This window comes from Nocardia sp. NBC_01503, from assembly GCF_036327755.1.
Classification (GTDB): Bacteria; Actinomycetota; Actinomycetes; order Mycobacteriales; family Mycobacteriaceae; genus Nocardia.
The window spans coordinates 1,309,986-1,327,182 of the sequence record NZ_CP109596.1; the positions used below are offsets into that span (position 1 = coordinate 1,309,986).

Sequence of the window (17,197 nt, forward strand, 5' to 3'; positions counted from 1 at the left end):
CGCGATGACCGCGGGCACACCATGAGTCCTGCCTGTTTCGTACGAATTATCTTGACGCACTGACGGTTTCACGGCGATGACACCTCGGTAACCGACACGCCGATTCCGTGACTGTTCCGGTGCGCCGCCGTAAGGTATGCAGCATGACAGCAGCCTTCGATGACATGGATCTGCGCGATCTGGTCGCGTTGCTCTCCGATGAGGAACAGCGCGAACTTCGCCCCGCCGTGCTGCGCGTATTACACCGCCTACCCGACCAGGAGATCCTGCGCCGCGAACTCGGACGCCGCCTGACCACCGCCTGAATCGGCTAGGTGACGCCCAGGCTGTTGATGGTCGCCGCCAGCACGATGATCACGCTCCCCATCACCGTCAACCACCCCACATCGAAGGGCTTGCTGCGCACCGCCAGCAAGCCCACCCTCTCCGTGGGCAGCAGCATCCGGAAGGCCGCCGCCAGCAGCGCCGCGCCGCCGAAGAAGAACGTCCCGCGCCGCCAGCGATCCCACGCCAGGAACACCACCGCCACCACCAGTACGGCGCCGATCAGCACCATCGGCAGATTGTCACGCACAGACTGACCGAACCGGCTGGTGGGACCCGAAGGGGCGGCATGGGCTGGACTCACGCAGCAGAGCTTAACCGCCCCCGGTGCGCTGCGGCCCGCCGATTCCGCGCGCCCACCCGGCACGCCGCCTACCCGGGCTGCGAACAGTACGGTTGTCATCCTCTGGAATGCTGAGGGGCGTGTTCCATTTGGTGTTCTTCTCCCCCCGCATCCCGCCCAATACCGGCAATGCCATCCGCCTGGCCGCCGGAACCGGCTGCGAGCTACACCTGATCGAACCCCTCGGCTTCGACCTATCCGAGCCCAAACTACGCAGAGCCGGGTTGGACTACCACGACCTGGCCTCGGTCACGGTGCACGAGCATCTCAGCGCCGCATGGGATTCCATCAAACCCGAGCGCGTCTTCGCCTTCACCGCCGCCGCCACCACCCGCAATACCGACATCGAGTATCACGACGGCGACGTCCTGCTCTTCGGCCCCGAGCCCACCGGCCTTCCGGATGAGGTCTTGGCCGACTCTCGGATCACCGAACAACTCCGCATCCCCATGCTCCCCGGCCGCCGCTCCATGAACCTCTCCAACGCCGCCGCCGTAGCCGTCTACGAAGCCTGGCGGCAACAGGGCTTCCCGGGCGCGGTGTAGGGACATGCGACCGCTCGAACCGTGTGTCAACGGCCGAGACACGCGACAATGGGGATGAAACCGTCCTAGCTTCGAAAAGCCCCGGAGGCTGCGGGTATGCCGAATTATCCTGACGACGTGGCACTTCCGTATACACAACCCGAGCTCCCCGAGTACATGACCTGGGAGGAGCTCGGGCGACTTCCGGAAGAGATCGCGGAACAGATCGAGTTGTGGGACGGACGGGTGGTCTGGCTACGGCGCGGACCGTCCGAACACCAAACGTTCACGAATCTGCTGTGGAGCGGACTGCGCAAGTGCGCACGTGACGCCTCGATACACCAGCCCGAAAACTGTTGGCGCGCTACGACGGAGACCAACGTCTTTCTGCATCCCACCGGTAAATCCGATTTTCTCACGCCAGATTTCCTCGTCCACCGCTGCCTCGAATCCCCCTACCAGGATGTGCGCGCCACCGATGCCTCCGTGGTCGGCGAAGTCCTCTCGCCCTCGAATAAGCAATCCGATATGGACGCCAAACGAGGCCGCTACGCGAGCGCTGGAATCCCCTGGTACTGGGAGGTCACTCTGGCCGCGGAAACCAGCGCCATCGCGATGGTGCGCGTTTTCGGTCTCGAGACCGAGCCGGGGCCATTGCCCGACGGGGTTCACCCGCTTCGGACCACGAACTACCTGATCACCGGAGAGTGGACACCGGCCGACTCCGCGGGCATCGCGTTCGATTTCCCGTTCCCGATCCACATCCCCTGGACTGAGCTCGAATTCTGAACCGAATCAGTCGTCGATCTCGAAGCGTTTGAAGCGGGAGGTGGCTCCGGCGGTGAGGGTGATCGAGGACTTCGGGACACCGAGGTGGGTGGCCAGGAGTGCTATGGCGGCCTTGTTGGCTTTGCCCTCCTGGGCGGGGGCGCGGACGTAGAGCTGGAGGGTGCCGTCTTCGAGGGTTTCCACCAGGGGGCCCTTTTTGCTGTTGGGTTTGATGGTGGCTCGGACCACGGTGGGCATGTGGCGGACTCCTCTCGAATTCGGTGTGGGTGAATTGTCCCGTGGTCAACGGAAGTCGCGGGAGCGACCCTCGATGCGGAGATTCATGCGCTGGAGGTGGTCGGCTACGACGGTGACCGCGCCTTCGGCGTTCTGGACTCGGCCTCGGATGAGCAGGGCGGGGGCGGATTGGGCGAGACGGCGGTAGCGGGCCCAGAGGCCCACCGAGCAGACGACGTTGACCATGCCGGTTTCATCTTCCAGGTTGAGGAAGGTTACGCCCGCGGCGGTGGCTGGACGTTGCCGATGAGTGACCGCGCCGCCCACCAGAACCCTTGTGCCATCCCGGATTCCGAGTAGGTGGGCGGCGGGGATCACGCCCAGGGCGTCGAGTCGGTTGCGGAGGAATTCGGTGGGGTAGCTGCCGGGAGAGACGCCGGTGGCCCAGACGTCGGCGGCGGCCAATTCCAGGGCGCTCATACCGGGCAGGGCGGGGGCGTCCACGGCCGCGCCCATACCGGGGAGGCGGTCGGGGCGTTCGCCCGCAGCGGCTCCGGCCGCCCACAGCGCCTCGCGGCGGGTACCGCCGAGACTGCCGATCGCCCCCGCGGTGGCGAGTGACTCCGCTTGCGGCACAGTCAACTCCACCCGGCCGGTGAGATCCAGGAAGGAGGTGTACGGACCGGCGGCACGGGCGGTGACGATCTGCTCGGCCAACTCCGTACCGATACCGCGCACCGAGGCCAGCCCCAATCGGATGCGCAGGCCCCGCCCCTCCAGGGTCGCCTCCGCCAGACTGTGATTGATATCCGGGCCGCGCACCACCACCCCGTGCCGCCGGGCATCGGCCACCAGCGATTGCGGCGAGTAGAAACCCATCGGCTGGGCGCGCAGCAGCCCCGCGCAGAACGCCGCCGGATGATGCAGTTTGAACCAGGAGGAGTAGAACACCAGCGACGCGAAACTCTGCGAATGACTCTCCGGGAAGCCGAAATTCGCGAAGGCGTACACCTTCTCGTAGATGCGGTCGGCGATTTCACCGGTGATACCGTGCAGCTCACGCATACCGGTGTAGAAGCGGGCGCGCAGCCGCTCCATCTTCTCCGGGGAGCGTTTGGAGCCCATGGCGCGGCGCAGCTGATCGGCCTCGGCGGCGGTGAAACCGGCGATATCCACCGCCATCTGCATGAGCTGCTCCTGGAACAGCGGAATGCCGAGGGTGCGTTCGAGCGAATTCTCCAGTGCCGGATGGTCATAGGTGACCGCTTCGCGGCCGTTGCGGCGGCGGATATAGGGGTGCACCGACCCGCCCTGAATGGGTCCGGGGCGGATCAGCGCCACCTCCACCACCAGGTCGTAGAAGTTGCGCGGGCGCAATCGCGGCAGCGTCGCCATCTGCGCGCGGGATTCGACCTGGAAGACGCCGACCGAATCGGCGCGGCACAACATGTCGTACACCGCGGATTCGGTCAGATCCAGGCGATGCAGCTCCACGACCTCACCCTTGTGCTCGCGCACCAGATCGATCATGTAGTGCAGGGCGGACAGCATGCCGAGCCCGAGCAGATCGAACTTCACCAAACCCGCTGCGGCACAGTCGTCTTTATCCCATTGCAGGACGCTGCGGCCGGGCATACGCGCCCATTCGGTAGGACAGACATCGGCGATGGGCCGATCACAGATCACCATGCCACCCGAGTGGATACCCAAATGTCTCGGCAGGCCCTCCAATTCACCGGCCAGCCCGAGCACATCGGCCGGTATATCGGTGTGCTCCTCCTCGGCGACACCGGTCCAGCGGCTCACCTGTTTACTCCACGCGTCCTGCTGTCCGGGTGAGAATCCCAGTGCGCGTGCGGCATCGCGCACCGCGGAGCGGCCACGGTAGGTGATCACATTGGCGACCTGCGCGGCGTATTCGCGCCCGTACCTGGTGTAGACGTGCTGGATCGCCTCCTCCCGCCGATCCGATTCGATATCCACATCGATATCGGGCGGGCCGTCCCGCTCCGGCGACAGGAACCGCTCGAACAGCAGTTTGTTCGCGACCGGATCCACATTAGTGATGCCGATGGCGTAGCAGACCGCCGAATTCGCGGCCGAACCCCGCCCCTGACACAGAATGTCGTTGGTGTGACAGAAGCTGACGATATCGTGCACCACCAGGAAGTAACCCGGAAACTTCAGCCGCGCAATCACTTCCAGCTCATGGTCGAGCTGCTGATACGCCTTCGGATTACCCGCGCGCGGTCCGTAGCGGCGCGCCGCGCCGCGCATGGTGAGCTCGCGCAGCCAGGAGTCCTCGTCATACCCTTCGGGTACATCGAACGGCGGCAACTGCGGTGCGATCAACCGCAGATCGAAGGCGCACTCCCGGGCCAGTGCGGCGGCATTGGCGACCGCGCGCGGATGCGCGGCGAACAATCGCGCCATCTCGGCCCCGGAGCGCAGATGCGCCCCACCGGTCGGCGGCAGCCAGCCCGCCATCTCGTCCAGACTGGAGCGCGCGCGAACGGCGGCCAGGGCCATGGCCCGCCGCCGCTGCGGTGGTGCGGCGAAATGTGCTCCGGTGGTTGCCAATACCGGCAATCCGAGCCGATCCGCGAGCGCGATGAGCCGCGTGTTGCGCTCATCGTCCTCCGGAATCCCATGGTGGGTCAGCTCCACACTCACATGTTCGTGCCCGAACCGCTCGACCAATTCCCGCAGCGCACCCTCGGCCGCCGCATCGCCCTGCGTAAGCGCCTGTCGCACAGTCCCTTTCCGGCACCCGGTGAGCACATGCCAATGCCCGCCCGCCGCCGCGGTCAGCCGATCCAGGTCGTACCGCAGAATCCCCTTCTCCCCCGCCGCCATATGCGCCGCCGCCATCTCCCGCGACAACCGGCGATACCCCTCCTGCCCGCGTGCCAGGATGAGCAGATGCGGCCCGACCGGATCCGGCGCACCGGTGCGCGGGGCGGAATCCAACCACGCGCCTTCACCGAAAGCGCTCGCGCCCTTGCCGATTCGGCTACCGCCGGCCCCTGCACTCCGCCCCGCGACGGCTCCGCTCTTACCACTGCCGCCGGTTCGGCCCGTAACCTCGGCGAACGTCTCGGCGACCGGGTCGGAATCCCCGCGCCTGCCTCGTCCCCGCACGCCTCGCGGCGCCAGGTGCGCACTCGCGCGGGCGGCGGTGCCGAGGGAGAGCTCCGCGCCGAAGACGGTGGGCATACCCCATTCGCGGGCGGCTTCGGCGAAGCGCACCACGCCGTAGAAGCCGTCGTGGTCGGTGAGGGCGAGCGCCTCGAGTCCGAGTCGGACCGCCTCCTCGACCAACTCCTCGGGAGGACTCGCGCCGTCGAGGAAGCTGTAGGCGGAGTGGGTGTGCAGCTCCGCGTAGGGGACGGTGGGGCCTTCGACGCGGGCGAGAGCCCCGGCCTCGTACTTCTCACGTTTGCGGGACCAGGCGGGACTGTCGCCGCCGTCGCCCTCGACGCGCCGGGCGGGGTCGGGGCGGCCGGAGAGCACGCGCTCCAGCTCCGCCCAGGTAGGCGGACCGTTATGCCAGCCCACGACCCCTCCTTCACCTCGATCGACACGGTGAATCGAACATACATTCGATCTTTCTCGGCAGTATAGGAGATCCGACCGAACGGTCTATAAAAAGCCACCCCCGGCGCGCACGGGGATTCACCGCCCACTCCTGGCACCGGAACTTACTTTGGAGTAAGTTCTAGACACTTCGATCTGCAAGGGAGCAGTGATGACCGATACCTCGGGTTACCTGGCCCGTCGGCGCGCCCGCCGCGACCTGACCGGCAAGCACATTGTCATTACCGGCGCGTCCTCCGGCATCGGCCGCTCGGCAGCCGTGGCCGCCGCCGACAAGGGCGCGGTCGTACTCCTACTCGCGCGCCGCGGCGAGGAGCTCGCCGCCGTGGTCGACGAGATCAAGGCCGCGGGCGGCCAGGCGCACGGTTACCAGTGCGATGTCACCGACGCCGATTCGGTGGACGCCGTGATCACGCTCATCCTGGCGCAGCACGGCCATGTCGACATGCTGGTCAACAATGCCGGCCGCTCCATCCGCCGCGCCGTGCACCGCTCCACCGATCGCATGCACGATTTCGAACGGACCATGGCGGTCAACTACTTCGGCGCGGTGCGCATGACCCTGGCCCTGCTGCCGCAGATGCGCGAGCGCAAGTTCGGGCACATCGTGAACATCTCCAGCGCGGGCGTCCAGGTCGCCACGCCGCGCTTCGCCGCCTACCTGGCGAGCAAGGCCGCACTGGATAAGTTCGCCGAGGTGACCGCGGCCGAAATGTTCTCCGACAACATCACTTTCACCACCATCCACATGCCCCTGGTGCGCACCCCGATGATTACGCCGAGCGGCGATCAGGGCGCCTCCACCCAGTCACCGGAGTGGGCGGCCGCGACCATTGTGCGCGCGCTCAGCGAACGCCCGCGCCGCATCGATGTACCACTGGGGACCATCGCCGAATACGGCACCCTCATCGCGCCCGGCATCAAGGAGCGGGTGCTGCACCGCTACTACCGGGCCATCCCGGATTCGCCCGCGGCCAAGGGCGAAACGGTCGTCGAGCCGGAGACCGAGGCGGTGGATATCGTGGTGCCACAACGCCATCAGCGTTCGACCCCGCCCGCACTGCGCGTAACCCGGACCGCACTGCGCCGTGCCGCGCGACTGGTGCCCGGCACGCACTGGTAAACCCACGGCAACCCGAAAACTCCGAATCAATTCCCCGACAACGCCTTCCGGACCCTGAAGCGTGGAAGGCGTTGTCATCGGCACACTTCCGCGCGCGCAGATGCGACGGACACGCTAACGTCACGATCGAAAACACGTTGGTTTCTGTTTAATCGAAGGTGGGGGCAACTCACGTGACGCACGAAGTGGTCGAGAAGATCCAGGCACTGCTACCGGAGCTGCGCGAACGCGCGCAGGAGACCGAGGATCAGGGCCAGGTCTCCGAAGCCAGCATCAAGGCGCTGCAGGACACCGGATTCTTCAAGCTCATGCAACCCATCCAATGGGGCGGGTACGCGGCCGAGCCCGTGGTCCTGTACGACTGCGTCCGCCTGCTCGCGAGCGCCTGCTCCTCCACCGGCTGGGTGGCCAGCATTGTGGGCGTGCACAATTGGCATCTCGCGCTCTTCGATCAGCAGGCGCAGCAGGATGTCTGGGGCGCGGACACCGAGGTGCGGATCAGCTCCTCGTACGCGCCGATGGGGTCGGGCACCAAGGTCGAGGGCGGCTATATCGTCAAGGGCTCCTGGGCCTTCTCCTCCGGCAGCGCGCACGCGGACTGGGCCTTCGTCGGCGGTCTGGTGATGATCGACGGCAATCCGGCCGACTTCGGCACCTTCCTGATTCCGCGCGCCGAGTACACCATCGACGAGACCTGGAATGTGATCGGCTTGTCCGGAACCGGCTCCAACACCATCGTGGTGGAGGATGTGTTCGTACCCGAACACCGGTTCCTGTCGTTCCTGGTCATGAACGAATTCGCTGCCCCCGGTGCGAAAGTCAATACCGAACCGCTGTACCGGATGCCATGGGGCACCATCATGCCCACCACCATCTCCGCCCCCGTGGTGGGTATGGCGCAGGGCGCGTACGCCGCGTTCGTCGAACATCAGGGCAAGCGGGTGCGCGCGGCCTTCCTCGGTGAGAACGCCAAGGACGACCCGTTCATCAAGGTGCGGGTGGCCGAGGCCGCCAGCGATATCGACGCCGCCTGGCGTCAGCTCGTGGGCAATCTGCAGGCCGAATGGGAACTGGTGCTGGCCGGTCAGGACATCCCGATGGATCTGCGCATGGCCGCCCGCCGCGACCAGGTCCGCGCCACCCAGCGCTCGGTCGGCGCCATCGATCAGCTCTTCGCCGCCTCGGGCGCCACCGCACTGGTGAAAGGCACTCCGCTGCAGCGCTTCTGGCGGGACGCGCACGCCGCCCGCGTGCACGCCACCAATGACGCCGAACGCGCCTACGTCATGTTCGGTGACCACACCTTCGGCCTGCCCGGAGTCCCCGGCATGGTGTGATCACGGACATCCGCTCCGCCGAGCCCCGAAATGCTCGGCGGAGCCCCGGCGGCCGACGCCACACCGGTGTGCTGGCGGAGGAAAGGCATAACCCGCCCGCCGGTGGATTCCGCACTGCGTGACGCGCTCACCCCGCGGTAGCGCTCAGTCCAGCGGCCGGACCTGATCCGCGACCACGGCGGTGGCGGGTTTGGGCCCGGCCCCACAGCTGGCCTGGCGCGGGGCGTAGGCGACGGTGCGGGCGGTGACCAGCCAGCGGCGGCCGTCACGATGGGTGACGGTGGCCGCGCCCGCGCAGGTGGCGGGCTCTTTCGCGGTGGCACTGTCGATTTCGGTGGGTTCGACGGTGAGATCGTCCACGCGTACCGCCGCGTCGGAGTCACCGGCGGCCGGTTGGACGGCAGCTGCCGTATAGATCTCATCGCTGATCAACTGGCGGACCGCGACCTCCGCCACCTGCTCGACCGGGGTATAACAGCCGCGACCGCGGAAACCGGTCAGCGAGACCTCACCCCGATCGGCGGCGGCGACCATCGCCAGCGCCGAATCCGCCCGCAGGCGACCGTAGGTCAGGCCGGAGGGCAGCTGGATCACCGCGGGCGCGAAGCGGTGCCCGCCGGTGTGCGAGCACTCCCACACCCGATCGGGGTACCGCTCGGCCAGGGTCGCGGCAATGGGGCGGCCGAGCAGCGCACAGCACTGGTCGCGTTTACCGTGCGCGCACACCAGGATCAGCGGATCATCCACGCGCACACCGATTCCCGGTGCGGGACCGTTCAACAGATGCAGATCCAGGTCCAGCAGTTCTTTGAGATCGGTGATCTCGAAGCGCTCGCACCAGGACCCTTGTGGTCGTGAACTGGCGATGAGAACCGTTCGCACACCGTTGAATTCATTGCGCCCGGGTCGCCGGATGAGCGTCGGCCGCACCTGCGCGGCCTTGGTGCGGGCGGCCAGATCGGCGGTGATCTCCGGACCCAGCACCTCATCGCCGATCACATCGCGTCCCCACGCGCCGGGTTGTTCGACGCACAGCCAGCCGGTGATCCGCGTCGCGCTGCCGGGGAGCGGAACCTCCAGTGCGGCAGCCGAACACGACAGGCCCTCGAAGGTCATAGCGGCTGTCCGTCGGCGAGTTTGCGAATCAACTGCTCCAGTCGGCGCGCCCGGGTCTCCGGGCGGACGGCGCTGCCCAGGTGGTAGCCGACGGCGATCCGCGATTGCATGGGCAGGGTTTCGAAGAAGGCCGCCGCCTCCGGATGCCGGGCCAGCGCGGCGAGGAAATCCTCCGGCAGCTCGCGACCGGAGGCGTTCTCCCAGCGGCCGTCCGCCTTGGCGCGGTCGATCTCGGCCTGCCCGGCCGGATGCATGAGGCCCTGTTCGATCAGTTCGGCGACCAAGCCCTGATTGCGCTGTGACCAGGGGCTGCGACGGCGGCGCGGGGTGAATCCGACGAGATAGAACTCCTCGTCCAGCGGCCGCGCCTGTCCGTCGATCCAGCCGAAGCACAGCGCCTGACGCAGTGCGGCGGAGTGTTCCAGCGCGAGGTAGCCGGAGCCCTTCTTGGCAAATTTCAACCAAATACCGTCCACGGCGGCGTGATTGGCCGCCAGCCAGTCCCGAAACGACTGCTCATCGGTGAAGAACAGGGTAGGACGCTCGAGTGCGGACACCGTCTAACTGTAGATTCCGCCCGAACCGCCGGTGTTCGGTGCCCGGAAAACGCAATATGTCCGATTGCTCGGAAGATGTCGTCAGTGCCCCAGGAACGGCAGCACCGCGGCCTCGAACTCGTGATACCGATCGCGGTGAATACTGTGCCCGCAGCCGAACGCCCGCACCGTACACTCCGGTACGGCGGCCGCCATCGACTCCAGCTTGACCGGATCCACCATCCCGCCCGGCCCACCGCGCAGGAACAGCGTCGGCGCGGAAATATCGGCCAGCCCCTCCCACCACTCCGGATACGGTTTGCGGAACTGCTCCAGCGCGATACCGGTCATGGACCGATCGAAGGCCAGCACCGCCCGCGGATGCCGCAGCAGACTGCTGGTGGCATGCCACAGCTCCGGCACCGACGGCAGCCGCCGGGTGAAGGTCACCTGCTCATCCCCCGAGCGCAGCGGTAGCGGCTGTTCCTCGATCACCAAGCGGCGCACCAGCTCCGGTCGCTCCATCGCCGCCCAGGACACCGCATAGCCGCCCAGCGAATGCCCGATCAGATCCACCCGATCCAGTCCGAGCCGATCACACAGTCGCACCACATCCGCCCCGAACTCGGGAAAGCGGTACGAATCGGTATGCGCGCTGCGCCCATGCCCCCGCAGATCCGGGATGATCACCCGGCGCCCGTGCCGCACCAGCCGCGCCGCGAACCGATCCCAGGTATGCCCGTCCCCGCCCATACCGTGCACCAGCAGCACCGGCACGGCATCCGTGGCAGCCTCCGCCCCGGAATCCCGGTAGGCGATCAGCACGTCCCCGAACGCCTCGCGCGCAACCGTCAACTCCACGATCAACCAGCGTACGGACCCACCCCGGCCCCCGCCGCAGGTTGTGCGCATCGCCATAACCGCGCGCCCGAGACCTCCGGCAGCCGGACCGCCCCACTACCTCGTCACCCCGGCACGCCTCCGACCTGCGATTCATCGAGACATGTTGCGGCGCTACAGGTGCGGATTCCGGCCGGGAACATGCCGGGGTGACAGGGTTACCGAGGACAGGCGTCCCCGGCGGGACAGGAGCTTCGTCCGCCATCGGGTACCGGTGTCCCGGCCACCGCCGCACCCAGCAGCCACGGACAGGCCGCTGGTGCTGGGCGGCGCCATCGACGCCGCCTACCGGGCGCGGGCGCGGTAGGGGATCACTCGTAGAGGCCCTCGACGTGCCAGGTGCGGTCGTAGCCGAGTAGGAGCAGGGCGCGGTGATCGGTATCGAGCAGTACCTGGGCGCGAGCGGCGAAGCCCTGCTGGTGGGTCCACCAGCGGTCGTCCAGGGGCCACGGTCCCGCCCAGCCGATGAGGGTCCAGGAGCGGCGACCCCAGTGCAGGTTGGCCGGATCGGCGGTGAAGAGGCCGCGGTCGGTGACCCAGACCGGGGTGCCGTCGGCGGCCTCCAGGCGGACCTCCGGGCGGGAGGCCCACACCACGGTGGGGGCGGGTTCGGGGAGACGGCCCGGCCAGGGCCGGGCCGGATCGGCGGCGGGGACCGGCTCCTCACCGAGCGGGACCAGGGTGACGCGCTCGGCGGGACCGCGACCACCGCTGAGTACGCCGAGCCGTACGGCATCACCGCCGAGCAGGCCCTGGACCCGGACCAGCGCGCGGCGGGCGCGCTCCTCGTCCGCACCGACGCCGCCCCACAGGCCCAGCTGCAGCGCACCGGCCGAGACCACCTCGATCGGCTCCAGTCGCAGCACGGTGATCGGATCGTTCGGGGCGTCATCCCACTCCGGAACATCCGGTGCGCCGGTGGTATCCCGTCGCGCACGACGGGCGCGGTCCAGGGAACGGCGGGTGAGCCAGCCGTCGAGTTGCCAGCGCACCCGGTCGGCGGTGCTGTCGGGGGTGAGGGGTTCGGCGCAGCGCCAGATACGCGAGAAGTGTTCGCCGGATTCGGTTTCCGCGTGAATCTCCAGGCGGGTGCAGGCCACCGATGCCGCGGCCAGGGCCTCGTGCAGTCGGGTGGCGAGCAGACGACCGGCGAAGGCCGCCGCGTCCACCCGCTCTATCGGTGGGTCGCAACGGTATTCGACGGTGAGATCGGGAGCGGGGGTCTGCGCCGACGGCGGACGCTCGGGTTCGGCGCGGGAACAGCGGTGCGCGGCAATGGCATCCGAGCCGAAGCGGGAGGAGACCTCCGCCGAGGTCAGGGCGGCGAAGTCACCGATACGCCGCAACCCCAGGCGGTGCAGCAGGTCCACCAGCTCGGCTCGCTGCGGTGGAGCCAGCGCGGGCTCCACCGACAGTTCCGAGACCGGCAGCGGCGCAAGGAATTCCGCGCCCCTACCGGGCGGGACAATGGCCGCGCGGCGGGCCGCCAGCACGGCGGTGGACAACTCGTCGGCGATACCGATCTGGCATTCCACGCCGACCGCCGCTACCGCGTCCACCAGTCGCTCGGCGGCGAGCTCCTCCGATCCGAAGAACCGCGCCGCACCGCGCGCGGACAGCACCAGCAGTCCGGGGCGCAGCACCTCCACCCCGGGCACCGTCGCGTCCACGGCCGCCACCACCGGTTCGAAGAGTCGTGCGTCCCGATCCGGATCCTCCTGCGCCACCAGCAATTCCGGGCAGCGCCCCTGCGCCTCCCGCTTGGTCAGCCCGCGCCGGATCCCCTCCGCCCGCGCCGTCGCCGAACACGCCACCACCCGATTCGCCGAGAGCACCGCCACCGGCCGTGTCACCGGCGCACCCGCCTCGGCGGCCGCGGCCATGGCGGGCCAGTCCAGGCACCACAGCGCCAATACCCGCCGCGTCTTCACAGCGGACGGTCAGGAAACGGCATGGTGGGCGGCGGTGAGCGGTTCGGCCGCACCGTGATTCGCGGCCACGGCCTGATTCGTAGCCACCCACTCGACCCGGCCATTGCTCGGGCAGAGCGTGAGATGCCCGGTGCGCGGCTGCGCGGAGCGACTGCGCACCGAGACATTCAGCAGGACGGTGCGCAACCGGCCGCACCCGCGGCCCAACCCGGAGTACCCGGTGACCTCGGTATCGATCCGCAGCACCGGACCCGCCCAGGAACCACCGGTCACCACCAGCGTGGCGCCCTTACTACGCGCCTTCGCGGTGAGCACCCGGGTGCGTGACATGGGCACCGCAGCCCCATTCAGGCCCAGCACAACCAAATCCAGACCATCCAGCAAAACTGAGGCAACCTCCAGTGGGTCGGAACCGGGGTCGGCGACGACCGCCAATCGATCCAATCGAGCCCCCATCTCCGCCGCGGCCAGCAAGCCGAGCCGGGGCATACCCACCACCGCGGCATACCCGCCGGAACCCGTCACCGAGGCCAGCAAACCCGAGAGCAATGAGTGCGCGCCGCTGTACAGCACCACCGAACCCTTCGCCAAACCGCCTTCGGGCAAAAGGTTTTCGAGGACCGGGGGCACCGGCAGCGCCTCCCGCCGCAGCGATTCGGTGAGCGCTCGCGTGTCTTCCCCAAGCCCGCGCAACGCACCGTCCGACCGCTCCCGCACCCCCGGTGGCGCACCTGTCACCAGGGGGCGCGGCGAGGGCGGCGCCCCCACCGCCGCGGGTCTGCGCGCGGCCGTCTCCGCACCGCGCGCCGGAATCGCCGCCATCCGCCGCCGCAACTCCGCGAGCTGCGCCTGTTTCGCCTCCGCCGCACCCATCTATCGACCACCTCTCCCAACCGATGTCCGAGCCCGACGAGACAGCACCGATCCAGCTACCTATCATAATCGAATATATGTTCGATTCATGCACAGTAGAACTCGAGTGTCGGCGCGCGTCAAGAGACAGTGGCGCAAACCTCGAGCTTCGAAGCAGGCCAGTCAGGATGGTTTTCCGCTACCCTGCACCCGTGACCGAACGCGCCCGTCCCATCGTCGGCCCCGATTACCTCGTGGCCGGTCGCTACCGCCTGCAATCCAAGCTCGGTGGCGGTGGCATGGGTGCGGTATGGCTGGCCACCGACCGCCTGCTGCACCGGGATGTCGCCATCAAACAGGTGCTCACCACCGCCGGACTCAGCGAGGACGAGGCGCGCGAGGTGCGTCAGCGCATCATGCACGAGGGCCGGGTCGCGGCCAAGCTCTCGCATGAGCACGCCATCGCCGTCTACGACGTGGTGCTCGAGGCCGGTGAACCCTGGCTGGTCATGGAGTATCTGCCCTCTCGCAGTGTGGCCAAGGCACTTTCGCTGGCCAACGCGCTCCCGCCCATCGAGGTCGCGCAGATCGGCGCGCAGGTCGCCGACGCGCTCGCCACCGCGCACTCGGCCGGCATCGTGCACCGCGATATCAAGCCCGGCAATATTCTCGTCGCCGATCGCGGGGACGAGGTCGGCATGGTCAAGCTCAGCGACTTCGGTATCTCCAGCGGTGCGGGCGACGCCTCCGACGATCCCGGCGACGTCATCACCGGTACCCCCGCCTACCTGCCGCCGGAGGTCGCGCGCGGCACCCAGCCCAGCGCCGCCAGCGACGTATTCTCGCTCGGCGCAACGCTGTACACCGCCATCGAAGGCCAGCCGCCCTACGGCTTCCACGAGGACAGCGATGTGATCGTGGAGCGCGCCGCCATGGCGCAGATCATTCCGCCGCAGCGCAGCGGACCGCTCACCAGCGTGCTGCTGCACATGATGGAGCCCGCACCGCAGCGCCGGCCCACCATGGTCGAGGCGCGCAATGAAATCCTCACCGCCGCATTCGGTCCCGGTACCGCGCCCTATATTCTCGGCGCGCCCGTCCGCACCGATGACGGCACCATTCCGGCCTGGGCGGCACGCAACTCCGCCGCCGGACTGCGCAGCCCGAACTCCAGCCCGCTGCCCCGGCCGCAGCGCAACAATGCCGCGGCGGCCGCTGCGCCGCAACCGAAGTCGAAGTCCACCTCGTTCGACTTCGCCAAACTCGGCCCCAACGCCGGACCGCTCGCCGTGGCGATCGGCCTGCTCATCGGCCTACTGATCATCATCGTGATACTCGTAGCGCTCTAGCCGCCTCCCCGAGACTTCGGCGCACAGCCAGGTGCCGTCAACCGTCGGGAACGCGTAGTAGCGGTGGGACGCCGAACCGATTTCGGACGTACCCGGCGAGTTACCGGACCGCATGAAATCAGTTGTCGCCTTACGCTGCTCAGTCGATTCGGCGGCGATGGGCCCAGCGAGTCAGGGCGTTTCGGTTGGACTGCTGGGTCTTTCGCAGCACGTTCGAGGCGTGGGTCTCCACCGTCTTCACCGAGATGAAGAGGTTCTCGGCGATCTCTCGGTAGGTGTAGCCGCGCGCGAGCAGGCGCAGCACCTCGAGCTCACGCGGGGTCAGCGAATCGAGTTCGGGATCCAGGGGCGGTTCGGGGACCGGGGACTTACCGGTGAACGAGTCGAGCACGAAGCCGGCCAGGCGCGGGCTGAATACGGCATCACCGCCCGATACCCGGCGAATGCCGTCCGCCAGCTCGGGTCCCGAGATGGTCTTGGTGACATAGCCGCGCGCACCCGCGCGAATCACCGCGATCACATCCTCGGCGGCATCGGAGACGCTGAGCGCCAAGCACACCGGCCCCGTCTCGATGCCCTGGAGCACCGCCACGCCACCCCCGTCGGGCATATGCACATCGAGCAGCACCACATCCGGTGTGGTGGCCTTGATTCCGGCAATGGCCTCGGCCACCCCACCGGCCTCGCCGACCACCTCCATATCCGATTCGCGACTCAACTCGGCCCGCACCCCGGACCGGAACACCGCGTGATCATCGACCAGAAAGACCCGGACGCTCAACAACATCTCCTCATTCGGCGGTAGCTCCGTCACCTTCGTGATTCTCCTGCTGCACCACTATGCGCTCGTCCGCACCATCCTTGCGCGGCATGATGATTCGCACCTCGGTCCCGCGCCCCGGGGTGGACAGGATCTCCACCTTGCCGCCGCGCCGCTCGATGCGGGCGCGAATGGAGCGCGTCAGACCCTGACGATCGGATTCCACCGCGTTCACATCGAAACCCTTACCGCGATCGCGCACGAACACACTCACCTGATGCGGTTCCACCTCGGCGAACAGATCGATGGCGGGCACCTCGGCATGTTTGGCCGCATTCACCAGCGCCTCCCGCGACGCACCCAGCACCGCGGTGAAATGCTCCTTGGGCAGGCCGATTCCGCTGTCGTCCACATCCATGGAGACATCGCCGACCGTCACCGGCGTCACCTTCACCCCGTGCTGATCCTCCACCTCACCGGCGATGGTGCGCAGCGCCGCGGCCAGACTCGACTCGGCCGGTCCGGCGTCGTCGAACAACCACTTGCGCAGCTCACGCTCCTGACTGCGCGCCAACCGCACCACCTCGTGCGGATCCTCCGCCTGCCGCTGGATCAGGGCGAGGGTCTGCAGCACCGAATCGTGCAGATGCGAGGCGATCTCCTCGCGCTCGTCATTGCGAATACGCGCCGCCCGTTCATCATTGAGCGCCCGCACCATACGCAGCCACAGCGGCACCGTGAGCAGTCCGGCCCCGATCAGCGTCACCGCCACCGCCAGCAGCGCCGAACCCATCGAGCTCCAGTTGACCCGCGCCAGCACCACCACGCCCAGCCCGACCACGATCAGCGTGGCACCGCCGACAATGCGCGCCCAGGTGACCACCGACGGGCGCGCGGGTAGTCCGATGCCCGATCTCGGTCCGTCCGCGTCGAATTCGCGCCACACCAGCGCCGCGCCGATGGCGACCACGATGATCGGGCCGATCACATGCGCGGCGGTCCCGCTGAACAACCACGACATACCAACGGAGAGCGCCAAACCCAGCAGCACCAGGCCGACCGCCTGCCGCCGCTCCGAGGAGGACGGCCGCACCTCGTCCGCCCCGCCGGGCGTGAAGATCCACAGCATGCCGTAGGCGACCACCCCCGCCCCGAGCAGACCGGACAGCAGCACGAACGCGATGCGCACCTTGAGCACATCGATACCGAGATGATCGGCGACCCCGCCCGCCACACCGCCGACCACCCGGCCACCGGTACGCCGCACCAGTTTCGGCGGCTGCGTGCCACCGCCCGCGTCGAGGGACCCGCGCGCGGGATCGAACGCCCCGCGGGCAGGGTCGAACAGGGGTGCGGCCGGATACATGCCTTCGATACTGGCACGCGCCTCTGACATGCGACATCAGGAAACACCCCGATTCCGGCCCTGAGACGACGGTTTGTCCGGTCCGGCCGGGAAAGCTGGGCTGAACTGGGCGACTATCGGAACGCAGCGGCGAC

At 68.1% G+C, this 17,197-nt stretch carries 16 protein-coding genes; 6 read left to right on the top strand and 10 right to left on the bottom strand.

Annotation, left to right across the window (positions count from 1 at the left end):
• Positions 1-143 precede the first annotated feature (143 nt).
• Positions 144-305, top strand: a complete 162-nt coding sequence (locus OHB26_RS06200; RefSeq protein WP_169812511.1) for a hypothetical protein — start codon at positions 144-146, stop codon at positions 303-305.
• A gap of 5 nt (positions 306-310) precedes the next feature.
• Here OHB26_RS06200 and OHB26_RS06205 read toward each other — a convergent pair whose 3' ends face one another.
• Positions 311-556 carry a DUF3017 domain-containing protein gene (locus OHB26_RS06205; protein ID WP_330185520.1) on the bottom strand — a complete coding sequence of 82 codons (246 nt, stop codon included), beginning with the start codon at positions 554-556 and terminating at the stop codon, positions 311-313.
• A gap of 179 nt (positions 557-735) precedes the next feature.
• Here OHB26_RS06205 and OHB26_RS06210 point away from each other — a divergent pair, with 179 nt between their 5' ends.
• Entirely contained in the window at positions 736-1,212 is a 477-nt protein-coding gene (locus OHB26_RS06210) for a tRNA (cytidine(34)-2'-O)-methyltransferase (protein ID WP_442942866.1), read from the top strand.
• 156 nt (positions 1,213-1,368) lie between these two features.
• The gene (locus tag OHB26_RS06215) at positions 1,369-1,980 is read left to right on the top strand and encodes a Uma2 family endonuclease (protein ID WP_330185521.1); all 612 of its coding nucleotides are present in this window, start codon (positions 1,369-1,371) and stop codon (positions 1,978-1,980) included.
• Between the two features lie 6 nt (positions 1,981-1,986).
• Here OHB26_RS06215 and OHB26_RS06220 read toward each other — a convergent pair whose 3' ends face one another.
• Complete coding sequence (locus OHB26_RS06220) at positions 1,987-2,217, bottom strand: DUF167 domain-containing protein (RefSeq protein WP_330183269.1); 231 nt, start codon at positions 2,215-2,217, stop codon at positions 1,987-1,989.
• A 45-nt stretch (positions 2,218-2,262) separates the two neighbouring features.
• Positions 2,263-5,754: an error-prone DNA polymerase gene (locus OHB26_RS06225; protein WP_330183270.1), complete on the bottom strand. Its 3,492-nt coding sequence runs from the start codon at positions 5,752-5,754 to the stop codon at positions 2,263-2,265.
• Between the two features lie 190 nt (positions 5,755-5,944).
• Here OHB26_RS06225 and OHB26_RS06230 point away from each other — a divergent pair, with 190 nt between their 5' ends.
• Positions 5,945-6,916, top strand: coding sequence for an SDR family NAD(P)-dependent oxidoreductase (locus tag OHB26_RS06230; protein ID WP_330183271.1), 972 nt, complete (start codon positions 5,945-5,947; stop codon positions 6,914-6,916).
• 173 nt (positions 6,917-7,089) lie between these two features.
• Complete coding sequence (gene hsaA / locus OHB26_RS06235) at positions 7,090-8,253, top strand: 3-hydroxy-9,10-secoandrosta-1,3,5(10)-triene-9,17-dione monooxygenase oxygenase subunit (RefSeq protein WP_330183272.1); 1,164 nt, start codon at positions 7,090-7,092, stop codon at positions 8,251-8,253.
• A 144-nt stretch (positions 8,254-8,397) separates the two neighbouring features.
• Here the strand turns inward: hsaA and OHB26_RS06240 are convergent, their stop codons facing one another.
• The 5 genes from OHB26_RS06240 to OHB26_RS06260 form a co-directional block, all read right to left on the bottom strand.
• A complete protein-coding gene (locus tag OHB26_RS06240; RefSeq protein ID WP_330183273.1) occupies positions 8,398-9,369 on the bottom strand; it encodes a sucrase ferredoxin in 972 nt (323 codons plus the stop codon).
• The gene (locus OHB26_RS06245; protein ID WP_330183274.1) at positions 9,366-9,926 is read right to left on the bottom strand and encodes a YdeI/OmpD-associated family protein; all 561 of its coding nucleotides are present in this window, start codon (positions 9,924-9,926) and stop codon (positions 9,366-9,368) included. The genes OHB26_RS06240 and OHB26_RS06245 overlap by 4 nt, the downstream gene beginning before the upstream one ends.
• A gap of 81 nt (positions 9,927-10,007) precedes the next feature.
• Positions 10,008-10,766, bottom strand: a complete 759-nt coding sequence (locus OHB26_RS06250) for an alpha/beta fold hydrolase (protein ID WP_330183275.1) — start codon at positions 10,764-10,766, stop codon at positions 10,008-10,010.
• Positions 10,767-11,116: 350 nt separating this feature from the next.
• Entirely contained in the window at positions 11,117-12,688 is a 1,572-nt protein-coding gene (locus OHB26_RS06255) for a DNA polymerase Y family protein (RefSeq protein ID WP_330185522.1), read from the bottom strand.
• 57 nt (positions 12,689-12,745) lie between these two features.
• Positions 12,746-13,609, bottom strand: coding sequence for a hypothetical protein (locus tag OHB26_RS06260; protein ID WP_330183276.1), 864 nt, complete (start codon positions 13,607-13,609; stop codon positions 12,746-12,748).
• A gap of 191 nt (positions 13,610-13,800) precedes the next feature.
• Between OHB26_RS06260 and OHB26_RS06265 the strand changes: the two genes are divergently transcribed.
• Complete coding sequence (locus OHB26_RS06265; protein WP_442942867.1) at positions 13,801-14,937, top strand: serine/threonine-protein kinase; 1,137 nt, start codon at positions 13,801-13,803, stop codon at positions 14,935-14,937.
• Between the two features lie 139 nt (positions 14,938-15,076).
• Here the strand turns inward: OHB26_RS06265 and OHB26_RS06270 are convergent, their stop codons facing one another.
• Both OHB26_RS06270 and OHB26_RS06275 read right to left on the bottom strand, forming a co-directional pair.
• Complete coding sequence (locus OHB26_RS06270; RefSeq protein WP_330185523.1) at positions 15,077-15,724, bottom strand: response regulator transcription factor; 648 nt, start codon at positions 15,722-15,724, stop codon at positions 15,077-15,079.
• A 4-nt stretch (positions 15,725-15,728) separates the two neighbouring features.
• Positions 15,729-17,093 (bottom strand): ATP-binding protein, encoded by a 1,365-nt coding sequence (locus tag OHB26_RS06275; protein WP_330183278.1) that lies wholly within the window; start codon positions 17,091-17,093, stop codon positions 15,729-15,731.
• Between the last annotated feature and the right edge of the window lie 104 nt (positions 17,094-17,197).

Coding starts and splice junctions, on each gene's coding strand:
- OHB26_RS06200 (WP_169812511.1), top strand. CDS start 144: ATGACAGCAGCCTTCGATGACATGGATCTGCGCGATCTGGTCGCGTTG.
- OHB26_RS06205 (WP_330185520.1), bottom strand. CDS start 556: ATGGTGCTGATCGGCGCCGTACTGGTGGTGGCGGTGGTGTTCCTGGCG.
- OHB26_RS06210 (WP_442942866.1), top strand. CDS start 736: ATGCTGAGGGGCGTGTTCCATTTGGTGTTCTTCTCCCCCCGCATCCCG.
- OHB26_RS06215 (WP_330185521.1), top strand. CDS start 1,369: ATGACCTGGGAGGAGCTCGGGCGACTTCCGGAAGAGATCGCGGAACAG.
- OHB26_RS06220 (WP_330183269.1), bottom strand. CDS start 2,217: ATGCCCACCGTGGTCCGAGCCACCATCAAACCCAACAGCAAAAAGGGC.
- OHB26_RS06230 (WP_330183271.1), top strand. CDS start 5,945: ATGACCGATACCTCGGGTTACCTGGCCCGTCGGCGCGCCCGCCGCGAC.
- OHB26_RS06240 (WP_330183273.1), bottom strand. CDS start 9,369: ATGACCTTCGAGGGCCTGTCGTGTTCGGCTGCCGCACTGGAGGTTCCG.
- OHB26_RS06255 (WP_330185522.1), bottom strand. CDS start 12,688: ATGGCCGCGGCCGCCGAGGCGGGTGCGCCGGTGACACGGCCGGTGGCG.
- OHB26_RS06260 (WP_330183276.1), bottom strand. CDS start 13,609: ATGGGTGCGGCGGAGGCGAAACAGGCGCAGCTCGCGGAGTTGCGGCGG.
- OHB26_RS06270 (WP_330185523.1), bottom strand. CDS start 15,724: ATGTTGTTGAGCGTCCGGGTCTTTCTGGTCGATGATCACGCGGTGTTC.
- OHB26_RS06275 (WP_330183278.1), bottom strand. CDS start 17,093: ATGTCAGAGGCGCGTGCCAGTATCGAAGGCATGTATCCGGCCGCACCC.